This window comes from Paenibacillus sp. XP01 (assembly GCF_057364885.1).
The window spans coordinates 2,812,621-2,834,887 of sequence record NZ_CP139481.1 but is presented as its reverse complement, the minus strand read 5'-3'; the positions used below and the strand labels follow the sequence as shown (position 1 = coordinate 2,834,887).

At 51.4% G+C, this 22,267-nt stretch carries 17 protein-coding genes and 1 other annotated feature; of the genes, 6 read left to right on the top strand and 11 right to left on the bottom strand.

Annotated features, from left to right (window positions below; genetic code table 11):
- Window positions 1–4: 4 nt before the first annotated feature.
- From SNR34_RS13150 to SNR34_RS13135, 4 genes are all read right to left on the bottom strand, one after another.
- Window positions 5–1,774 (bottom strand): ABC transporter ATP-binding protein, encoded by a 1,770-nt coding sequence (locus tag SNR34_RS13150; RefSeq protein ID WP_486182077.1) that lies wholly within the window; start codon window positions 1,772–1,774, stop codon window positions 5–7.
- A complete protein-coding gene (locus tag SNR34_RS13145; RefSeq protein WP_486182076.1) occupies window positions 1,771–3,516 on the bottom strand; it encodes an ABC transporter ATP-binding protein in 1,746 nt (581 codons plus the stop codon). The genes SNR34_RS13150 and SNR34_RS13145 overlap by 4 nt, the downstream gene beginning before the upstream one ends.
- Window positions 3,517–4,043: 527 nt before the next feature.
- Window positions 4,044–6,458 (bottom strand): polyprenyl synthetase family protein, encoded by a 2,415-nt coding sequence (locus tag SNR34_RS13140; RefSeq protein WP_486182075.1) that lies wholly within the window; start codon window positions 6,456–6,458, stop codon window positions 4,044–4,046.
- A gap of 200 nt (window positions 6,459–6,658) precedes the next feature.
- Entirely contained in the window at window positions 6,659–7,129 is a 471-nt protein-coding gene (locus SNR34_RS13135) for a DUF6376 family protein (RefSeq protein WP_343260869.1), read from the bottom strand.
- Between the two features lie 141 nt (window positions 7,130–7,270).
- Between SNR34_RS13135 and SNR34_RS13130 the strand changes: the two genes are divergently transcribed.
- Window positions 7,271–8,239, top strand: a complete 969-nt coding sequence (locus tag SNR34_RS13130; RefSeq protein WP_486182074.1) for a bile acid:sodium symporter family protein — start codon at window positions 7,271–7,273, stop codon at window positions 8,237–8,239.
- Window positions 8,240–8,363: 124 nt separating this feature from the next.
- On the opposite strand, the gene asd is transcribed toward SNR34_RS13130, so the two are convergent.
- The 5 genes from asd to SNR34_RS13105 form a co-directional block, all read right to left on the bottom strand.
- Window positions 8,364–9,449 (bottom strand): aspartate-semialdehyde dehydrogenase, encoded by a 1,086-nt coding sequence (asd, locus tag SNR34_RS13125; protein WP_236416776.1) that lies wholly within the window; start codon window positions 9,447–9,449, stop codon window positions 8,364–8,366.
- 244 nt (window positions 9,450–9,693) lie between these two features.
- Window positions 9,694–9,976, bottom strand: a binding site (T-box leader).
- A gap of 81 nt (window positions 9,977–10,057) precedes the next feature.
- On the bottom strand, window positions 10,058–10,939 hold the full coding sequence (galU, locus tag SNR34_RS13120; protein WP_486182073.1) for a UTP--glucose-1-phosphate uridylyltransferase GalU: 882 nt from the start codon (window positions 10,937–10,939) through the stop codon (window positions 10,058–10,060).
- Window positions 10,940–10,942: 3 nt separating this feature from the next.
- Window positions 10,943–11,377: a GtrA family protein gene (locus SNR34_RS13115; protein WP_236416774.1), complete on the bottom strand. Its 435-nt coding sequence runs from the start codon at window positions 11,375–11,377 to the stop codon at window positions 10,943–10,945.
- The gene (locus SNR34_RS13110; protein WP_236416773.1) at window positions 11,370–12,356 is read right to left on the bottom strand and encodes a glycosyltransferase family 2 protein; all 987 of its coding nucleotides are present in this window, start codon (window positions 12,354–12,356) and stop codon (window positions 11,370–11,372) included. The genes SNR34_RS13115 and SNR34_RS13110 overlap by 8 nt, the downstream gene beginning before the upstream one ends.
- A gap of 28 nt (window positions 12,357–12,384) precedes the next feature.
- Window positions 12,385–14,661 carry a glycosyltransferase family 39 protein gene (locus SNR34_RS13105; protein ID WP_486182072.1) on the bottom strand — a complete coding sequence of 759 codons (2,277 nt, stop codon included), beginning with the start codon at window positions 14,659–14,661 and terminating at the stop codon, window positions 12,385–12,387.
- 187 nt (window positions 14,662–14,848) lie between these two features.
- Between SNR34_RS13105 and SNR34_RS13100 the strand changes: the two genes are divergently transcribed.
- Window positions 14,849–15,532, top strand: a complete 684-nt coding sequence (locus tag SNR34_RS13100; RefSeq protein ID WP_236416770.1) for a response regulator transcription factor — start codon at window positions 14,849–14,851, stop codon at window positions 15,530–15,532.
- Window positions 15,533–15,536: 4 nt separating this feature from the next.
- Window positions 15,537–17,054 carry a sensor histidine kinase gene (locus SNR34_RS13095; protein ID WP_343260898.1) on the top strand — a complete coding sequence of 506 codons (1,518 nt, stop codon included), beginning with the start codon at window positions 15,537–15,539 and terminating at the stop codon, window positions 17,052–17,054.
- A gap of 75 nt (window positions 17,055–17,129) precedes the next feature.
- Here SNR34_RS13095 and SNR34_RS13090 read toward each other — a convergent pair whose 3' ends face one another.
- Complete coding sequence (locus SNR34_RS13090) at window positions 17,130–17,999, bottom strand: DUF4085 family protein (RefSeq protein ID WP_486182071.1); 870 nt, start codon at window positions 17,997–17,999, stop codon at window positions 17,130–17,132.
- A 198-nt stretch (window positions 18,000–18,197) separates the two neighbouring features.
- Window positions 18,198–18,494: a hypothetical protein gene (locus tag SNR34_RS13085; RefSeq protein WP_339277894.1), complete on the bottom strand. Its 297-nt coding sequence runs from the start codon at window positions 18,492–18,494 to the stop codon at window positions 18,198–18,200.
- A 358-nt stretch (window positions 18,495–18,852) separates the two neighbouring features.
- Here SNR34_RS13085 and SNR34_RS13080 point away from each other — a divergent pair, with 358 nt between their 5' ends.
- Genes SNR34_RS13080 through SNR34_RS13070 form a run of 3 tightly spaced genes read left to right on the top strand, consistent with a single transcriptional unit; the run spans window position 18,853 to window position 22,240 of the window.
- Complete coding sequence (locus SNR34_RS13080; RefSeq protein WP_236417040.1) at window positions 18,853–19,776, top strand: ABC transporter permease; 924 nt, start codon at window positions 18,853–18,855, stop codon at window positions 19,774–19,776.
- Between the two features lie 19 nt (window positions 19,777–19,795).
- Complete coding sequence (locus SNR34_RS13075) at window positions 19,796–20,677, top strand: carbohydrate ABC transporter permease (protein ID WP_343260874.1); 882 nt, start codon at window positions 19,796–19,798, stop codon at window positions 20,675–20,677.
- 54 nt (window positions 20,678–20,731) lie between these two features.
- A complete protein-coding gene (locus tag SNR34_RS13070; protein ID WP_486182070.1) occupies window positions 20,732–22,240 on the top strand; it encodes an extracellular solute-binding protein in 1,509 nt (502 codons plus the stop codon).
- Window positions 22,241–22,267 lie beyond the last annotated feature (27 nt).

Genomic DNA, 22,267 nt, shown 5'->3' with positions numbered 1-22,267 from the left:
AAAATCAGCCTGCTTTGACAGGCAGTTCCTCGCCCTGCCACAACAATTGCATTTCCGTGCTGGTCGCCAGCAAATGCTCCAATGTACCCTCGGCTTCGATCTGCCCATCCTTCATGACGATGATATGATCGGCCTTGGACAACGCGGCGCGCCGATGAGAAACGGCAATGCATGTCATGTCCGTTTCCTTGAACAGCCCCTCCCATACTTGCTGTTCCGTCTCCACGTCCAGTGCGCTGGACAAGTCGTCCACCACCAGCAGGTCTGCGCCTGTCATCAACATGCGCGCCGTTGCCGCACGCTGGATCTGTCCTCCGGACAACATGACGCCTCTTGGACCCACGGACGTTTCCAACCCCTGATCCAGCTGCTGAATGTCCTGGTCCATGACGGCAAGCCGAATCGAATCAGCCAACGCTTCATCCGTGTTTCCGCGCTTGCCTTGGACGATGTTTTCTTTCAGCGTATCGCTGAACAAGCGAGGAACTTGAGGCGTATAGGCCGCTCTTGGCGGCATCAAAAATGTAGCGGGATCAATCTTCGCTCCATTCCAGGTGATCTCCCCATGCTGCATAGGCAGAAGTCCCAGCAGCGCTCGCACAAGGGTCGACTTTCCCGAGCCGATTCGTCCCGTCACGACGAGAAACTGTCCTTGTTTTAAGCGGAAGGAGACGTTTTCGATGCCATTTGGCGAATTCGGATAGCGGTACGTCAACTTTTGCACTTCAAGCTCTTTCAACCGGTCTCCTGTTTCACTTGAAACCTCTTCCAGTTCAGGCGGGTCTGTCTGCAAGTAAGTCTCCCTGAATTCCATAATGCGGTCTTCTTCCCCGGGACGAAACAAGGTGCGCATGCGGTCAAAGGATACTTTCAGCCGTTTATGCTGGTAAACCATGTATCCAAACAGAGATATGCTGAATCCGATATTGCCAAGATAGGACGTAAACAGGGCAAAGTCGCCGACCGTGAAGTTTCCGGCTCTCATCTCCGCCGCACACATCAACAGAATCAATCCCGTAGAGATGCTGAGCACATGCTGGTTCAGCGATCTCATCCACTGCTTGAACAAATTGTCACGCAATGCAGCTTGGCGGCGCTCCTCGTTCAATTGGTCAAATCTCGCCGCCACATGATCTTCGGCCTGCCCAAGCTTCAGCGCCTGGACTGCGCCAAAGCTTTCCGCAATGTAACTGGTGATCCGACCGGTCGCTTCCCGATTGCTTTGTGCATAACGGCGGGCACGATTACCAGACAAATTGTTAAGCAATGTGACGACCAGCAGCGGAAGTACGGCAACCAGCGTAATTTTCCAGTTAATGCTCCACATGATCGCAATGGACACGACCGCGAACACAAGCCTGCCCCAGAAATCGACCCAGGACTCCACGTATTCGACCGATTCGTCCACGTCTTCGCGGAAACGGCTCATGGCCTCGCCGGGCGAAGCCGGAAGATTGCGGCCAGGCCAGCGCATGATGCCTGCCAGCATGTTGGTGCGCAGAATCGCCTGAATGTGATACACATAGGTGATCCAGGCATAGAAGGCCACGAAAAAAGATCCTACTCTGACGATCCGGGTAAGCGCAATGAAAATAAGCGGAACGGCAAGCCACAGATAATCGTTCGATCCCGCCGTTGTGCGGTCGAAAAACCACTGCATGCCCAATCCGATCGCCAGCGGAAGCGAGTGAAAAACCGTCCACAACAAGCCATTGATGATGAACAGAAACGGCCTAAATCGAAATAATCGGGAAATAAATCCGGTAATGGTCATGCAAGTTCCTCCTCTCTTCCCGTCGCAAGCAAGCGGGCGTAATGGGATGACGGGCTGCCCGCAAGCTCTTCCCGCGGGCCGAATTCCAGCATTTTTCCGTCCCCCAGCACCATGATTTGATCCACCTGTTCCAGCGTCGCCAAACGATGGGCAATAATGACTCCGGTGCACCGTTTCATCAGTTCGTCGACGGCCGTTTGCAGCATGCTCTCCGTTGCCGCATCCAAGCGGGAAGAAGGTTCATCCAAAATAACGAGACTGGGCTCGGTCAGGAAAACGCGAGTCAGCGCAAACAATTGCGCCTCCCCGGCAGACAGGGACGCACCTCCCGCAGACAAGTGGGTATCCAGGCCGTTCGGCTGTTCGTCGATCCAGCGACGAAGGCCCAGCCTGGCCGTCGTTTGCAGAATGCGTTCGTCCGACACTTCGCGATTAAACAACGTCAGATTGTCACGCAAGGTGCCGTCAAACAGCTGCACGTCCTGTGTAACCATCCCTACCCTTCTGTATAATGCGGGAAGCGTTAACTGCGTGATGTCTTTGCCCCCCACACGAATCGTTCCGCTATTGATGTTATACAATCGCAGCAGAACACGGCTGAGGCTGGACTTCCCGCTTCCCGTTCGTCCGATGATCCCAAGCCGTTCGCCTGGTTTCAGCTTGAAACTGATATCGCGCAATACGGGTTTATCTTCATTGTAGCTGAAGCAGACTTGGTCGAATTCCAATCCCAGCGCGCCTTCAGGCAAGTCTTGTTCGCTTCCGTCCGTAATTTCACTGCGAAGCGACAACAGCTCGCTGGAACGAAGCATGCCGGATTTGGCCTTCTGGAATTCCTGCACCTGATCTCCCAACAGTTCAATGGGATCGTTCAGCATCTGCGTATACTGATAAATGAGGAACAAGGTCCCCAGGCTGATGGTGCCTTCCATAAAATCCCGAATTCCCAGCAGCAGCACGACCGTTACCGCAACGGCAAACAATACAACCGTGGTATTCCAAGGCACAACCCGCATCATCCAGGCCCGGCGCCCTTTCAGAAAAACCATTCGCATCAACCGATAAAAACGGTTCATGACGTACGGAACATGACCATTCGCCTGCACGTCCTCAATGCCTGCAATCCGTTCCTCAATCAGACCGAACAGAGACGCGCTCGCTTCCCGTTCGTTTTTGGAAGGATTGACGCCAAGATTGCGGATCAGCACCATAAACAGCACGGATAACAGCGTAAATGCGGTCATAACAAGCGCAATCGGCACATTGACCGAAAACATGAATCCAAGAATGCCGCCCAGCAGCACAAAGCTGCCGATGACCTGCACGATAAACATCGCGAAGAAATTCGAGATATGCGTGACATCCCCATCCACCCGTTCAATCATCTCACCGGGTGTTTTGACATTGTGAAATCTCATATCCAGGCGCAGACAGTGTTTGAGCAGGTCTCCCCGCAGCTTGTTGGTCGCCCGCCACGAGACGTCATTCCCCATATAACTTACCGCTACCGTTATTAACTGGTTCGCCACCGCGACGACCAGAAACAACCCTGCTAGCTGTAACAACTGCCCGACCAGGCCTGCCTCGGCAGCAGTATCAATGAATCGCTGAATGATCTGGGGATTCAGCAGTTGAAGGCCCGTTGACGTCAGGAGCAGTACGAGCAGCAGCGCGAGCTTTCCTTTGACCGGCCTCAAATATTTCAGCAGCCAGAACATGGAGCTTTTTTCTTGTTTGGACACGTCGTTTCCCCCAATGCTTTAGCTTTTTCTGTGAAAAAGGGTTCCCTTTGGATCACGTTTGAAAGCTATGACGTGTCTGACGCGATGGGTTTGAACAGCATTAAACGAGCAGCGTTGCTTTTGAATTTTGTCATGGTTTCATTACCGACCTTTCATTCATTTTAAATAAGTGCGGGCTGGGGATATGCACGCGAAAAAGCTGTAGATGAATGTTCATCTACAGCTTCAGACCACAAGAAGACCTTGACTCGGCGAATGAAGTCTTAATTCCTGCATGCAATATGGATGAGCGTTCAAAGAACAGGTTGGCATAAACAGACTGTCCAAACGCCCAACTTGACGGGTGCATTCTCAGTTAAGTCATCATGTCCATGCCTATTCAGTTATCGTTATGGAATTCACTGGAGGCACCAACATGTTCATTAACCACCCTTCGCACTTATTTGTTTTTTAATTTTATGCGCTATCACGCAATCCGTCAAGAACATATTTCCTCGAATGTTAATTGTTTCAAAACCTGCATTCCATCAACGCTCGCGTCCGACAATATAATCCAGTAAATGCTTAAGGAAAGGAACGGGTTTCGACATTTCGTCCAGTGCATCCGAGGCGCTGCAAAAATGTTCCCACATCTGTTTCTGCGCACCGTCCGAACCCAGGATGGATACGAAGGTGGAGTTGTTGTTTTTGGCATCCTGCCCGGACGGCTTGCCCAGCACGGATGATTCCCCTTCATGGTCGAGCAGGTCATCCTTGATTTGAAAAGCGATGCCTGCATGATAGGCAAATTTTTTCAAGCAAGCCATCTCCCGCTCATCTACCTTGGCCAAAATGGCAGGCATCACAAGCGCAGCTTCGAAGGCAAGGCCTGTCTTGTAAAACGAAATCATGTTCAGCTCTTCAAGGGTCAGCATCTTCCCTCGGGAGTTCAAATCCATCGCCTGCCCCATGCACATGTCTTCCGCCTTCTCGGCAGAGTAGCGAATCAGCGAGAGCACGGCTTCCGGATCAAATCGTTCCAGCGACGACTGCTCTCCGATAGCGCGCTGAATGAGGTAAAGCCCGGTCAATTCCGCCATAGCGCTGTTGTGTACCTGGTGCAGCGTCGAGCGTCCCCGGCGCACATCCGCATTGTCCTGACTGGGCAGATCATCAAAGATCAGGGAAGCAGTGTGCATGTATTCGAGCGATCTCAGCAGCGGGACAATCGCGGACGGGTTCATTCCGTATTCCCGCACACCCATCACCCACGTCAGGATCGGCCTGAGGCGTTTGCCGTCCCCCTGAAGGCTGTAGTTGGCGGCATCGATTAACGTCGCTTTCATCCCTGGTGTACCCGCAGGTTTCGTGATTTGCAGCTCCACATTGATTTGCTCGCGAACTTCGCGAATGGTTTGCTGGAACTCCGCTTTTTCCTGTTTGTCGGCTCGTAAATGAGCGACGACCTCGTCCCGGAGCAATTTGTCCAGAAAATCGACATCATTCGCTTTGCGCACCATATTCTGCACCAGACGATTCAGCTCCGGCTGTCCAGAAGCAAAGGTGTGCATCAGCTTGTCGTATTCTTCTTGCCCCAAGCGTTCTTTGCAACGTTTCAGACCGTTCACGGCCCTGGCGAGAATGACCTCGCGCGTTTTGGGATCGGACTGGTACACTTCATGGATCAAATAGGCGATCACCGCCCAATATAATTCATAGGGATTAATAAGGTCCGGCCGCAGGTCGCGGTATTTCAAATAATACGTATAAGGCGTGACCGCTCCTGCCTGCATGTCCTCGTTCATATCGGCAAAATCGTCTGCCAACTGGTTATAAATCCCGTAATAGAACGTTCGCAGATCGAAGCCTTCATCAAGCGGCGAGCTTAACACCGAACGAACGATCAACCTGGAGGATGAAGACTTGATAATGATCGGAATATACAATTCTTCATTCGTATAATGCGCATTGGATAAGGTTTTGGCCCGGTCCGTCTCCTGGGATTGAAAGAAAACATAAGCCTGATCAAAAAACGTCTGCTGCATTTCGTTTTTTTGGTAATGACTTATATACTCAAACGCTTCGCGAAGCTCTGCATGAACATACCGGATCATGGAAACGTTCGTCCCTTTCCACTGCCCGATCTCGGGCACTTGGCCGGTTAACAACGCTTCACGGATCAACTCGGAATACTGGCGCTTCTCTTGCGCATTCAACGCTTGGGAATCCAAAAGATCGTCGATGAACGGATAGGTCAAACCGTAGGAGTAGCCGAGCCTGATCGCTGCATCAAACCGTTTCGCCCGCTCATCCGCAGGCGTCATTTCGTTCATTTCGTCATCGACGTGAAGAATCACGCCGAGAATGATTTTGAGCAGCTTCCGCTGCGCTTGCTCCGCATCGAGCTCCTTGGGGAGATTGGCGGCGACGCGTTTCAGCTTGTTCATGACCCAGATGACCGCCGGTTCCACCTTTTCTTTTTTTCCCCAGCGGTAGAATAGCGCCGGACTAACCAAACCGGGCTTCCGCCGGGTGTCATTGGTGCTCAGGAAGTATTTCTTTGTATCCTGTATGACACGGTCGATACGCTGCCTTGTATCGGGAGAATGAAGGGCTTTTCCCAAATCACGCATGAAAATATAGGAGATGCTGCGATCCAGATAAGAATCCAGTTTGCCAGCTGCGTCTAACCATTGAAGATATCTATGAACATCCTTGGAATCCGGTTTTCTTTGGTTGCGAACCAGCAAGGAGAGCCATGAAAAAGGTTGAACGTGATGCTTTTGCCAAATTTGAAAATCCTGGGCAAGTAAAGGGACATGCGAGCCGGCAGCCAGCTGCTCTTGCAGTGAAGCAAAATATCCGGCTGCCTTCTGTTCGGCTTGAACATAGGCTTGATTCGCGCGATCTTCATGTCTGAAACTCAATTGTACTGCTGCCAGTTCGTTATTCATCGGATGCATGACCTCAACTTCTCATAATGTTAAACATGTTATACGGCACTCGTTGCATTTGGTTACGAATTTGTCTTTCTATGTATATGTGCCGTTTCGGACAAAACAACAAAAAAAGGACAATATGCCCGACTGAACAGTGACAGCGGATATTGTCCTGACCTTATTCAATCCTGCTTGCTATTCCGGCTCTGCCCGTATTTCCCAATCTAACTCCCGCTCAATCCCTCTATGGCGCCTTGCAATTGGTTGATGTTGGAGATCAATTCAGGAATCCCGCTCTGCTCCCATTGTTCGACCGTAAATCCTTGCTCCGCAATGTTGTTCTCCCACTCGTTCACGACCGCCGTCAGCTGGTCATTGTAACTCACCAGGTTTTCGTGAATGCTTTCCCCGATGGCCGGCACCGAAAGCTGGGAGAACTCGCTCGCATGTGCCTGAATTTGATCGATTTTCTCCTGAATTTGCGCAGTCGTCTCCGGATTGTTCATCGCGCCTGATGCAAGCTCCTGCAGTTCTGCACCTGCGCTTGTGATTCCGTTTATATATTCGCTCGCTCCGCTGACGTAATTCAAACTTTCATTGGCTTGGTCCACCAGCGAACATGCCGACAAGATTAATGCACCCGACAAAGCCAAACTTGCCAACATCACGGTATGCCTGCGTTTTGTTTTGTACATGTCACCCTCTCCTCACATCGTTGAAATTGGTATATTTCAAATTTATGATAGCCGCTCGGGCCCCCATATTGCAAATGTGCCTGCATGCTTCCATATTTGATGTATAATATAGGAATCACATGGTAAAGGGATGTCATTCATATGCTTCATACTCTAAATGCCCGTTTGAATCGTTTCATGCCTCTGATTACTCCGACTAGCATCATAATCGGCGTGTTATGCGGAAGCGTACTCTCGTCCTATACGTTTCTTTCCCCCTGGCTGTTCGCGTTTATGACGTTTGCAGGAAGCATCAGCCTCGGATTTCGTGATTTTCTGAATGTGCTCAAGAAGCCGTTTCCGTTATTCATTTGTTTGTTCATTCTGCACCTCCTCATGCCTTTGATCGCGCTCGGCATGGGTTATATGACCTTCCCAACCGATGCATACACCATCACGGGCCTGGTGCTTGCTGCAGTCATTCCGACCGGCGTGAGCAGTTTTATCTGGGTCAGCATTTACAAAGGTAACATCGCGTTGACACTGTCCATCATTTTGGTGGATACGGTGCTTGCACCATTTATCGTACCAGGCGTTCTGTCTTTGCTCGTCGGCGCAAGCGTTCAGTTGGATATATGGGCCATGATGAGCAGCCTCTTCTGGATGATCGTCGTTCCGTCATTGCTTGGCATGCTGCTGAATGAGTGGACCAAGGGTAAAGTCGTGAAAACTTGGGGGCCGCGGCTCAATCCGTTCACCAAATTGTTTATGGCCGCCGTCGTTGCCATCAACGGTTCGGTCGTTGCCCCTTATCTGGCTAACTTGAACTGGAGGCTGGTTGGCCTCGCCGTAGTGATCATTACGCTCGCGGGACTCGGTTATGCGTTAAGCTATTTGATTGCCCGGCTGCTTGGCTGGAACGAAGCGGACCAGGTGGCGCTTGTATTTAACGGCGGCATGCGGAACATCAGTGCCGGAGCCGTGCTTGCCGTATCGTATTTTCCGCCGCCCGTTGCCGTTCCGGTGGTGCTGGGCATGGTTTTCCAGCAGATGCTTGCCTCCCTCACGGGATATTTGCTGAACCGGCGCTTTCAAATTTTGCAAAAAACGGATAAAACGACCGCAGCATAGATATGCTTTTATGAAAAAACAATATAAAAAGCCGACAACATGAATTGTCGGCGTTTTTGGCACAATACATATAAACGTTCGCTTTTATTCTGCAAACAGATTTCGCTTCGTGCAAACGAGATCATTACTTCGGCTGGATGTATCCTTCCGCCTTGAGCAGTTCTGCGATCAGAACCGCGCCGCCCGCCGCACCGCGCAGCGTATTGTGGGAAAGACCCACGAATTTGTAATCGTACAACGAATCTTCGCGCAAACGGCCTACCGAGATGCCCATACCGCGCTCGATGTCCCGATCCAGTTTCGTTTGCGGTCTGTTCTCTTCTTCGAAATACGTAATGAACTGCTTCGGCGCGCTCGGCAACTCCAATTGCTGCGGACGGCCTTGGAATTGCAGCCAACGTTCCAAAATTTCGTCTTTGGACGGTTTGTTCTCAAAGTTGACGAACACGGTTGCCAGATGGCCATCCGTTACAGGAACGCGAATGCACTGCGTCGTGATGAGAGGCGATGCCGCTTTGACGATTTGGCCGTTGTCGACGCTTCCCCAGATGCGAAGAGGCTCCTGCTCGCTTTTCTCTTCTTCCCCGCCGATGTACGGAATGACATTGTCCAGCATTTCCGGCCAGTCGGTGAAGTTTTTGCCTGCGCCCGAAATGGCTTGATATGTCGATGCCACGACTTGCGTCGGCTTGAAATCGCGGAGCGCATGCAGCGGCGGCACATAACTTTGAATGGAGCAGTTCGGTTTCACCGCGATGAAGCCTGTTTTGGTACCGAGACGTTTGCGCTGAGCTTCGATCACCTCAAGGTGCCCCGGATTAATTTCAGGGATGACCATCGGCACGTCTGCCGTCCAGCGATGCGCGGAGTTGTTCGACACCACCGGCGTTCCGGTTTTCGCATACGCTTCTTCCAGCGCTTGGATTTCGTCCTTTTTCATATCCACGGCACAGAAAATGAAGTCTACCTGGCTTGCAAATGCCTCAACCTGCGAAGCATCCTGTACAAGGATGCCTTTCACCTCTTCAGGAATCGGAGTCGCGAGTTTCCAGCGTCCTTGCACGGATTCCTCATACGTTTTGCCTGCGGATTTGGCGCTTGCGGAAATCGCAGTCACCTGGAACCATGGATGTCCGTCCAGCAGCTCCACGAAGCGTTGACCCACCATGCCCGTTCCTCCGACAATACCCACTTTCAATCTTGCTGACATGAATCATCATTTCCTTTCGATGTAGGTTGAATGCTTGGTCTTATATAAGCCGAATTGGTAATACGCACGACACCGCTCAATTGCAGTACCCAGGTATCCGTTCATTGCGACTAATATATTTGGTTTGTGTAATCAGTGCCGGGAAATCGCGTTTTCTTCCCTTATTAAACACTATTCAGGCCATTCCAAATCGTGTATGCACCATATGGAAAAACCAAAAAATCCCGTCCCCCAAGACAGAAGTCTCAGGGACGAGATATATACTCGTGGTACCACCCGGATTCGCCGATATGTCGCCATATCTGCCTCGTCGAGTAAGGGGATACGTGCAGCTTGCATTAAAGCCTCATCCTCTTCCTTACTCCAGCTCTGTAACAGGAGCTCCTGTCGCACCATCCCTTGCTTGCCGCCAGTTCCGATGCGCTGCTCTGAGTCTTTGTTCAATAAAAATTCTTTGCCCCTTTTCAGCCTGCCGGAGCTCTCTGTGAAAGAACGCTTTTATTTACTCGTCTCTTCATCGCATTTGATATTGCGACTATAATATCAAACCTTGGGGCGTGAAGTAAATACATTTTTAAAATTTTGCCGAATAAAGTTATTGGCAGCTGTCAAGAACAGGTCACCGCCTGCATGGCGAGCTGCTGCAAATACGGCTTCAGCATCGGCTGCAAATCTCGGCGCATCAAGCCAATCTCCAGAATGGCCTGGATGTAGCCGAATTGGTCTCCAATATCATAACGACGCCCTTCGAGCTCCAGCGCGAGCAAGTCTCCATTGTAGCTGACTTTTTTTAACGCATCGGTTAATTGATATTCGCCGCCTGCACCCCGTTCAAGCTGATCCAGGATCGGAAAGATCGAAGGTTTCAAAATGTACCTGCCCATAACCGCCGTGCGCGAAGGCGCTTCGGCAATGGAAGGTTTTTCGACCAGATCGTTCACTTGATGCACGCGATCCGCGGCACCGTCCGATGCGATGATGCCGTATTTGCTCACGTCTTCCGCTCTCACTTCACCAACGCCGACAATCTGCTTGCCAGTCCGCTCGTACAGATGAATCATTTGGGCGAGCGCCGGCGGGTCGGATACCATTATATCGTCCCCAAGCAGGACGGCGAAAGGTTCATCGCCTACAAACTGCCGTGCACACCCGATGGCGTGTCCCAGCCCGAGCGGTTCCTTTTGACGGATAAAGTGAATGTCAGCCAACTCGCTGATCGCCTTCACCTCTTCGAGCAGGGCCTTTTTCCCCTTCGCAAACAAGGAATATTCCAGCTCGACCGACTTGTCGAAATGATCCTCGATCGATTTTTTGTTGCGTCCGGTTACAATGATGATGCTTTCGATGCCTGCCTGCACCGCTTCTTCTACAATATACTGAATCGCGGGTTTATCCACGATGGGCAGCATCTCCTTGGGCTGCGCCTTCGTTGCCGGAAGGAAGCGGGTGCCCAGACCCGCTGCCGGAATAACTGCTTTTTTAATGTGCATATGTCAGGCCCTCCTTTCATGGGTATCGGGTGTTCTGCGAGCGTTCTTTTCGGCCCCTGTACCAAACACCCAATACCGACTCGCCATGTAATTGAAAAGCATGCCCGCAACCGTCGTTGCCGCTTTGCTGGTCCACAGGTTCCAGTCAAGAACGCTGTTCAGCAAGTACAGCAGGAACGTCGAGCCCGCAAGCACCAGCACATTGATGATGATAAAACGAACCAGCTCCGATCCGCCTCCGCGCCGATCGGCATCCCGAAAAGTCCAGCGGCCGTTCCACCAATAACTGTTCAACACTCCGCATCCATAAGATACGGCTTGAGCGGCCAGTGCCGGCACGCCAGCCGCCGTCAATATCAGGAATACCGCCGCATCCACGACCGTATTCATCAATCCCACCACGCCAAACTTCAGGATCGTAGCCAGGCGCTTAATCATGTCGCACAGCTCTGCTCGTCAAACGAACAGGCCCGGACTGGCTCTCCACCGGATAGACGTCTCTCACGATATAGAGCGGGCGTGCTTTCGTTTCATCATAGATCCGCCCGACATATTCCCCGAGAATACCCAGCATAAGCAGCGTAAACCCGTTAAACATCAGCATAATGCTCACAATGGACGGCCAGCCTTTGATCGTTGAATCCGTGAAAATGGCCGAAACGAACACCGACAGCATGTAGATGAATCCTGCCGCAGACAAAATTGCACCAACATAACCGGCCAGCTTGAGCGGTTTGTGCGAAAAAGAGGTGATTCCGTCCAGACTGAGCTTCAGCATGCGTTTTAACGGGTACTTCGTTTCACCGGCCAACCGCTCGTCGCGCTCGTATTCAATGGCCGTCTGGCGAAAACCGACCCAGCTGACCAAACCGCGCACGAAGCGGTTTTTCTCGGGCAAGCGTTTCATCTCGTCGACCACTTTGCGATCCATAAGACGGAAATCTCCGGTATCGACGGGAATATCCGTATCGGTAGAAGCGCGAAGCACGCGATAGAACAGGCTGGCGGACCACTTTTTGAAGCGGGTTTCCCCACTTCGGCTCGTCCGTTTGGCATATACGACCTCGTAGCCTTCTCTCCATTTGGAAATCATGTCCAAAATGAGCTCCGGCGGATCCTGCAGGTCGGCATCGATGATGACCACCGCATCGCCTGCGGCATAATCCATGCCCGCCGTGATCGCAATCTGATGCCCGAAATTGCGGGCAAAATCAATCAGCTTGACGCTGTCGTCCCAGCGCGCATAATCACGAATCATTTGCGCGCATTGATCGACGCTGCCATCGTTGACAAATAACAATTCATAGCTTTCTCCCGTGTCGCCCATCACTTTTTTCAGGCGCCGATAGGTCTCGCCTATGACTGCTTCTTCGTTATACATCGGGATAATAATGCTGTAACGGCAAGTTTGAGCCATGTCCGCTCCCTCCTTTGTAATGGTTCTGTCATTTCACCTCATATAGGGTCGTCTGTCCGCCAAAACCCGAATCTCCGCCTTCCGCGTTCGAAGTCCACTCCGAAGCCGGAACCTCGGTTCCATGTTCCTTGATCCAGTTCGTGATTTCCGAATTGCCGCCGCGGCCGCCCATGCCGCCGACCATGAAATATTTCACCTGTCCGCTCTCCACGAGTTGTTCCAGCTTCTCCGTGGTATATACCGGATCCGAACCGGAGAAACCGCCCAACGTAATGACCGCTTCATTCTCGTCAATGATGTACGGTGCAGCCTGATTGTAGTCGGTCGTTGCAAACAAATAAGTTTCTCCGGTGTTATGTTCCCTGAGATAGTTCAACGTCGTTTCGTCCACCTGTTCGTTCCGGTTACCCGGCCCTCCGCTGCCTCTCATGGAAGACCTGTTCCGATCTTCAGCACCGTTGCTCATGCCTGAAGCATCCGCAGAGGAATCGCCTGTCGGAACGGAAGCATCCTCATTATTGCCGCCCATGGAAGGCTGCCATCCGTTCATGTTGCCTCCTCCGTTTGGAGGTGCCATGCCAGTGTTTCGGCCGCCCATACCTCCGCCGCCGAACATGCCGTTCGAACCTGTCGGTCCTGCAGCCGGAATCATGCTGTTGCCGCCATACGTAATCGGCGTGAACGCCCAGTAGACAGGACCGATCAGCATCACCATGAACCCGGCAATCGCCAGCGGCTGCTTCAGCGAATGCGCACGCTGCAGCATCACGACCAGAACTAGCGAGATCAGGACGCCAGCCGCCAGCTCGCCGATGGACCAGCCTGCGCCAATGGTGTCATTGTATGCCTGCATGATGTACCAGCCGAATACCGTCGTCAGCAGCACGGACAACGGCAGCATCCACGCCATCCATCCTTGGCGTTCCCGATACGCCTTCCACATGGCTACGAATCCGGCACCTGTAAGAGCCGCAACGGGCGGCGCCAGCATAATCAGGTAATATTGGTGGAAGAAGCCGGCGACGCTGAAAAATGCAGCGACCGGGAACAACCAAGCTAACCAGAACAGCGTCTGTTTATGCTGCTCTGTGACATTCCTGCCCCGAATTCCGGCCAGAAGCACAACCGCTCCAAGTAAGGCTGTAGGGAGCAGCCAGCTGGCCTGTCCGGACAATTCGGTCTGGAAGAGCCGCAGCGGCCCTTTCTGACCTGTGCCAAACATGCCGGCCATGCCTCCGCCGCCGTTAAAACCGGCGAAATCCATGCCTGTCGGCATTTCGAATCCATTCGGCATCTGTCCTTGCGGGAACCCCGTGCCGTTCATGCCATTGCTCCGGCCGTCGCCATCCCCGCCCGCATTCGAAGCATCATCGGGTGTGCCCGGCGATATTTCCATGCCGGAACGGTCTGCTCTGCCAGCGCCACCGTTAGTTTCCTGCGCCGCAGTCTCCCCCGATCTGTCGCCGCGCTCATTTCCGGCTCCCATTGCATTGGACATTCCGCGATTGCCCGTGTTTTGCTGGCCTGTAAGCCGCGAAAGGCCGTTATAACCAAAGGCCAGTTCCAGCACGGAGTTCGTTTCGCTGCTGCCGATATATGGACGTTCGTCTGCCGGAATCGAATCCACGGTCACCGCCCAAGATAGCGAAACGGCTGCCAGCACGGCCGTGCCGCCCACCAAGGCCAACAGCTTTTTTCTCCACGGGGCGCGGAATGCCAATAGGTAAAACAGATAAAATGCAGGCAAAATCATGTATGCTTGCAGCATTTTCATGTTGAAGGCCAGTCCGATCAGCCCAAACGCAGCGAGAAGCCGCCAAATGCTGCCCTTACCCGCACCTTTGAACAGGAACCATGATCCGAGCAGCAAAGTAAATACCAGCATGCTGTCGATATTGTTGGTCCGGCTGACAGCCGCCACCACAGGCACCGTTGCCATCGCCATCGCCGAGATGCGCGCAGCTGCAAGTCCGAATGACGGTTTGACCATGAAATAAATCAGAAGCACCGAGCCGATGCCCGCCAACGCCTGCGGCAAAATGACGCTCCAACCGTGCAATCCGAATACATAAGCAAATGCCGTCTGAATCCAGAAGACCACCGGAGGTTTGTCAACGGTAACCGATCCGGCGGAATCCAGCGAAGCAAAGAAAAAATTGTGGAAATTTCGCAGCATGCTTCCTACGGCCGTAGTGTAATAGGAATTGGCGTATTGATCGTTCCAGATGCCGTATCCGTTCAATATGGCCGCCAGCAGCAGGATCGGCACCAGAACCGGATCGATCCTTCGTTTCGCTTGATTCAAAAAGCATCACTCCTCCAAGTTCTTCATGCTCATATTGTTGCACGCCAAAATAAAATCAGGATGAGCGCCCGCTGAATGTTAACTGAGGATCAATGGTTGATCTTTCAGCTAATTTTCAGGTTGGAGCGCAATAATAGATCATAATTCTGCCTATTGGGCATGCATAACACAGGAGGACTATCCACGAATGAAGCTGAATACTGCTGTGAAAATATTGCTGGCTGACGATGAGCCGCATATCCTGCAATTTCTGGAGCTGGGTTTGAGCAATGAAGGCTTCGACGTACGCACCGCTCCCGATGGCGCCACGGCGCTTGAAGTCGCATCCGAATTCCAGCCGCATATGGTCATTCTTGATGTAATGATGCCTGAAATGGACGGTTTTGAGGTCGTGGAACGATTGCGCAGCGCAGGGCATCCGGTCGGGGTCATTATGCTTACTGCCAAGGATGAAGTGGAACACCGGGTCAGAGGGTTATGGCTCGGTGCCGATGACTACATGATCAAACCGTTTGCTTTTGACGAACTGCTCGCACGAATTCAGGCCAGACTTCGCAACCAGTTTCCGCTCTTAATGGGAGCCGTCACGTACGGCCCGTTCCGCATCGATGATCTGCGGAAGGAGTTTACCTATCAGGGACAAGTCCTGGAGCTATCGCCAACCGAATACGAACTGCTCAAATTCATCGTGCACAACCACGGCATTGTACTAAGTAAAGCCACCATACTAAGCAGGGTATGGGGATATGATTTTGGCGGGGAAGAAAATATCGTCGAAGTGTACATTCGTTCGCTGCGGGACAAGCTTGGCGATAAGGAACATCGGTTAATTCGCACGCTGCGCGGCGTCGGATACCGGGTGGACTTATAACATGATGAAGCGTATGCTTACCCATAAATTGAAGTGGATGGATCGGCTGCGGCAATGGTCCGGTCTTCGCTCCCTTCGCTCCCAACTTCTGGCCCGCTCCCTGATCATTCTGGCCGTGCTGCTGCTCCTGATCGGCATTGTTCAGTTTTGGATCATGGAAAGTTTCCTCTACCGCAGCCAGGCCAAAACGATGGAGCAGCAGCTGCGATCCATGCCCCCCGTCTGGCTGGGCATATCTTCCCGGAACGAGACGTTCCGAGCATTCCCTTCCGGCCAGGGCAGTCCCGATGACAGGGGCAATGGAGGCCGTTTCCTGTTCATTCCCGATCGCTCGCTCGCGATCATTGAAGGATCAGGCCAATTTCAGGACGTATTCGGTTCGGACGGGCTGGCCGCTCCACGGCTGCAGGAATCGGACTATTCCGCCATTCTGGATCAATTGAACGACCAACAGCACGTCACCTACCGCATCGTTACAGATGCATCCGGCAAGGAACAGCTGATCGTCTTTTCCACGCCGGGACCACGCAACCACGGCTTTCCGCTCGTGCAAATGGGGACCGAAACGAAGCCGTTCAAGGATTTGATCCTGAAACAGCTGATGATTTTCATCGCGCTTTCGCTGCTGGCTTTGGTTGCCGGTCTTGCTTTATACGCCAAAGCGATGCGCAGAACGCTGGTTCCGCTGTCCAACATGGTCGATACGGTGCAGCGCATTGATGCGGGCAGTCTGGCCGAGCGTGTGCCTGCCGTGCAGGGACAGCGGGAAATTGATCAGCTTGCCCAGTCGTTCAATGGCATGCTGGAACGGCTGGAACGCTCATTTGAAGCCGAACGTGCTTCCAAAGAACGCATGCAGCGTTTTTTGTCGGATGCTTCCCACGAACTGCGCACGCCGCTCACGTCCATCCACGGTTTCATCGAAGTGCTGCAGCGGGGTGCAGCCAATAATGAAGAACAGCTGCATCTCGCGCTGAACAGCATGCACGGCGAATCGGTGCGCATTAACAAACTTGTGGAAGACCTGCTGATGCTCACCAAACTGGATCAGGCTCCCCGGCTTGAACATGCCGATGTCCGGCTTGACGGTCTGCTCCGGGACATGGAGCCGCAGCTTCTGATCATGGCCGGCGAACGCACCGTGCATTTTGATCTGACCGCCGGCCTGCATGTGTCCGCCGATCCCCACAAGCTGAAGCAAGTGGTGCTCAACCTGTTCCAGAATGCTGTTCAGCATACGGACCCGACGTCCGGTCGAATTGCCCTGAACCTGTATGCCGTAGAAGGGTATGCGGAGCTGAGCATCGCAGATAACGGAATCGGGATTGATCAGGAGCATCTTCCCCATATTTTCGAACGATTCTACCGCACCAGCTCTTCGCGCTCCCGTAAACAGGGCGGTGCCGGGCTAGGGCTTGCCATCACGGGTTCGATCGTCGAGATGCACGGCGGCAGCATCATGGTAACCAGTAAACCGGGATCGGGGACTGCGTTCAAGATACTGCTGCCGCTGATGAGGTAGATCCAAACGAAAAAGCCTGTCCTTTTGGGCAGGCTTCAGCAACAACGTATTTTAATTTTAAAATGGGGTAAAAAGTTAGTCCGTTCCGACGGGGTCCTGTACAATGATGATGTCATTACAACGAATAATGAGTTCACTTCCATCCTCAAAAAGCATGTGCGCTTCATACCCATGGTCTATACGATAAAGCTCCTCATAGAGCCAGCAGCTTCCTACAATTTCATCCTGCTTTATAATTTCAGCCCCAACAAACGTAATGTGATTGAGGTTTGTAAATCCTCCCTCTGTATCAAGTCGAATAACCACGGCTTCGCCAGAATCTACGCGGATCACTCTGCAATCGTGAAAACTGAATTTACGTTGGATATCTTCAGGAATTTGTTCATTTTGCCTTACTTTCCGATATTCATCCAGGGTATGCATCATTTTCTTTTCGTTCTCTTTGCTCAATAACTTTAGCTGCCGCATAACTTCCTTTGTGCAGTAGCCCAATGCGAATACCCGTTCATCTGCGATTTGACTGGAAAGCGCAGGGGGCAGCCTTCGTATTTCTTCTCGGCAGCTCCACTCATGATTGTCACTGAATTGCTGTTTGGAGTTCACCTCATCAAAGGGTGGTCGTGCATCATACTCATCAATATATGTCTGTATTCTTTGTCTTTCTTCGGGAGTCATCTCGTAAATCTTCGTTTCCTCAGAAGAAACCTCCTCACCTGTAACGAACTTTTCAAGGGGGATCATCAATGTTCCTTCCTGTTCGAGCATGAAGCGGGGATCCACATCATAGATTTCACGCTGCATTTTTATGAATTCATTCTCTTTTCTTTTGTAAAGCCGTTTATATAATGCTTCGTCCCGTTTCTCAGCCCCACGGTGTACTCTTTTACCGAAGTGTAATCCGGTCTTTTGACAAAGCTCATACCATTCCTTGGTCAAATATTTCATTCATTCTCTCCTTCATATGTATCTTTGGGTTTCTTTGGAAGATAAGGTACGTCCATCATTTTTAAATTATAAGACATGGTACACCAACAACACAAAACCCATCGCCAGCAGAAGATCCATGGCAATGGGTTTTTGCGCTTATAAAATATGCCTCTTTGCATGGTCCATGCATGCTGGCGATGTTTCCATATCCCCGGGCTATTCCACAGGATATTGCGGTTTATGCATATCGTCCGGAACAGATTCGTCAAACACATCCTGTCCGGGATAATCCCGGTCCTCACCTTCATGCAGCTCGTGATACTCGTAATCGAACCGGTGGGCCGTACGCTGATCGGCGCGCCAAGGCGAGCTTTTCCCCAAAGATTCGGACAAGAGCGAAGACCCGTACGGCCCTTCCGGGAATTCCTCAAACGTCAGGTCGTTTCGCTGGGACTCCACCGTTGAGACATCTGTATACGGCCGCCTTTCTTCCGGCAGGAACTTGTCTTTCATCATCCTTCTCCTCTCTGTTGGAATCTGGAAAAACGTCTTTATTTTAAACAGTATGGGCAGAAATTATTCCGCGTCTTTGGCAAAGACAGGGTATTGGAAGCATCGTTCGCTGCCCACATGCATTCCCCAGAAAAAATGGAGGTTATGACCCCATAGCGCAACAATTGACTGCTGGCGCAACGAATGACTACAGCATGAAATATCCCTTTGCATCGCACTTCCCCGGCCAACTAGACAATCAGGGACTATCGACGGCAATTGTTCTCTCCCGCTATGATGCAGCTATGCTCCTCCCAAAGACACCGCCTCAGAAAGGAATGAAAATGACATGATCCATCACGCAAAAAAATCGACGCTCATGGTCCCGGTATCCAGAGCACCGACCCGGTTAGGCAGAATCGTGAAGAACCGATGGCTGTATTTCATGCTTTTTCCCGGCCTCTTGTATTTCCTGCTGTTCAAATACTGGCCGATGTATGGCGTGCTCATCGCATTTAAAGACTATCAGCCGTTCCTCGGATTTTGGGATAGCCCGTTTGTCGGTTTCAAACATTTCGAACGTTTTTTTAACGATCCGAACTTCATCGTCCTGTTTCGGAACACGTTGGTGCTTGCTGCTTTGAATATTCTATTTTTCTTTCCGCTGCCGATTATCATTGCGCTGATGTTGAACGAACTGCGGCACCAACTATTCAAACGAACGGTTCAAACCTTGGTATATATCCCCCATTTCATGTCCTGGGTGGTCGTTGTCGGCATCGCTTATATTTTTCTGACGACGGAAGGCGGAATCGTGAATGATATTCTCGCCTATTTCGGTCAGGAGAAAATCAATTTTCTTGCAAGCAATGAGTGGTTTCGCACGATCGTTACCGCAGAAGTGATATGGAAAGAGACCGGATGGGGGACGATTATTTTTCTGGCTGCATTATCGGGCGTTGATCCCCAATTGTATGAGGCCGCGCGCATGGATGGCGCTAACCGGCTCCGTCAGCTGTGGCATATTACGCTGCCGGCCATCCGCAGCACCATCATCATTTTGCTTATTCTTCGTTTGGGTAATTTCCTGGATACGGGGTTCGAGCAAATTTTCCTCATGCTCAATGCCATGAACCGCGAGGTTGGCGAAGTGTTTGATACCTATGTTTATTCCGTCGGAATTAGCCAGGGACAGTATAGCTTCAGCACAGCCGTTGGGCTATTCAAGTCGCTGATTGGACTGATTTTGGTCGTGACCGCCAACCATATGGCCAAAAAATTCGGTGAAGAAGGCATTTACTAAGGAAAGGAGCATGGAAAGAATGATGATCAAACCCAGCTTGGGAAGCCGCATTTTTGACAGTTTGAATATCGCGTTATTGGCCGCATTTGCTTTGTTAACCGTGCTTCCTTTCATTTACGTGGTTGCCGGTTCTTTCGCCACACAGAAGGAATTGCTGCTTCGCGGCTTCATTTTGTTCCCAACAGAGTTTACACTGGATGCATACAGGTACATCTTCTCTACCCCTACCCTTGTCAAAAGCCTGTTCGTGACCATTTACATTACGGCATTCGGCACGTTGATTAACATCTTCTTTACCTGCTTGATGGCCTATCCGTTGGCGCGCAAAGACATGGATTTTCGCAAACCGATTCTGATGCTGGTCGTATTCACGATGCTGTTCAGCGGCGGCATGATTCCCACGTTCCTCGTAGTTAAACAACTGGGCATGATCGATACGTATTGGTCTTTGCTCATTCCGGGAGCAATCAGTGCATTTAACCTGATCATTATCCGCAACTTTTTCCAGCAGCTCCCCGAAAGCCTGGAGGAATCGGCCAAAATCGATGGATGTAACGATCTCGGCGTGTTCTTTCGGATCGTGATCCCGCTCTCCATGCCTGCCATTGCGACCTTCTCGTTGTTCTACGCCGTAGGTCACTGGAACACGTATTTCAGCGCCGTACTCTATATCAACGATAATGCCAAATGGCCCATACAGGTTTTGTTGCGGCAGTTCGTCATTTTGGCTTCGGGCGGAATCGGGGATTCCGCGGCCATGGAGTCGGATTACGTATCGCCGCCGGAACAATCCATCAAGATGGCGGTCATTGTCGTATCCACGCTGCCGATTTTGCTGGTGTATCCGTTTTTGCAAAAGCATTTTGCCAAAGGGGTCTTGCTGGGCTCCGTGAAAGGCTAACCGCACCCGAATGAATTCAGCTCATTCAACCACTATGTTGTAGGGGGAAATAAGATGAACAAACGATATCGGAAATCACGGCTCGCTACGTCTGCTCTGATCGCAACAATCCTTATGACCGTGACCGCTTGCGGCGGAAACGAACCCGCTTCTACCCAAGGAGAACAGGGCTCAAGCAGCCCAGGTCCACTTGCCTTAACGATGATGCTGCCTACGTATAGCGCAGAGCAAATGAGCACAAACAGTTCCATTCTCACCACACTGGAGGAAAAAACGAATACCGATTTAACCGTATCTTGGGTGCCCTCTTCGTCCTACACGGACAAACTGAGCGCTACCGTGGCATCGGGCGAGCTTCCGAAAACTTTCGTAGCTTTGGAGCCCAAAGCCTCCTTTATCGTGAACGCCGCCAGGTCGGGCATGTTCTGGGAGCTTGGACCTTATTTGAAAGATTACCCGAATTTGAGCAAGATGTCCGAAACCGTACTGAGCAATTCATCCATCGACAACAAAATTTACGGCCTCTACCGTGAGCGGGATATCGCCCGCTTCGGGTTAATGATTCGCCAAGATTGGCTGGAGCACCTAGGATTGGATGCTCCGACAAACGTAGATGAACTTTACGACGTATTGAAAGCGTTTGCCACGGAGGACCCCGATCAAAACGGCCGCCAGGATACGGTCGGGCTTGCCGTCGGTATGCAGGGAAACAATATCGCAGGCTTCAAGGATGTGCTTGTATTTCTCGGAGGTCCCAACGAATGGGAGTTGAAAGACGGCCAATTGATTCCCGCTCATATGACCGAAGCCTATTTGGAAACATTGAAGTTCTATAAGAAACTGTATGATGAAAAACTCATCAATCAGGATTTCGCGCTTGTTCAAGACGGGCGATCCGTGATGTATAAAGGCAAAGCCGGGCTATGGATCGACAACATGGTTGACGGCAAAAACATTGAAGACAATATCAAGAAAGTGACTCCCGAGGCTAAAATACAGCTGATCAACCGGATCGCCGGACCAAATGGGGATGCTACACGAGCGGGAACAGGTTATTTGGGCATGTACATGATTCCGAAAACAAGCGTGAAAACGGAGGAAGAACTCAAACAAATTCTTGCCTACTTTGACAGCGTGTCTGAAAAAGACATTCAGAACCTGTTGAAATATGGGATCGAAGGCAAACAGTTTACGATTGAAAACGGGGAATACGTACAGAACCCCGACCCGAAATTGCGGGCCGAAATGACGGACAGCAGCCAGTTCATGATTTTGCAGAACGAGGTTGAAAACTACGGCACCGAGCTGGATAAGCGCAGCGTGGAATTGTTCAAGGACAATGCGACGTTTGCCATACCCAATCCTGCTGCACCGTTCATCTCGAATACGGCCATCGAACTCGGCAATGAACTGAATAAAATCATTCAGGACGCGACCGTCAAATTCATCATGGGCACGGCCAGCGAGGCCGATTGGTCAAAAGCAGTCGATCAGTGGCTGCAAGGCGGTGGCAGCAAAATTATTGAAGAAATCAATGCGGAGTACGCCAAATCCACCAAATAGATCATTGGAAACCGAGATCCCAGACAA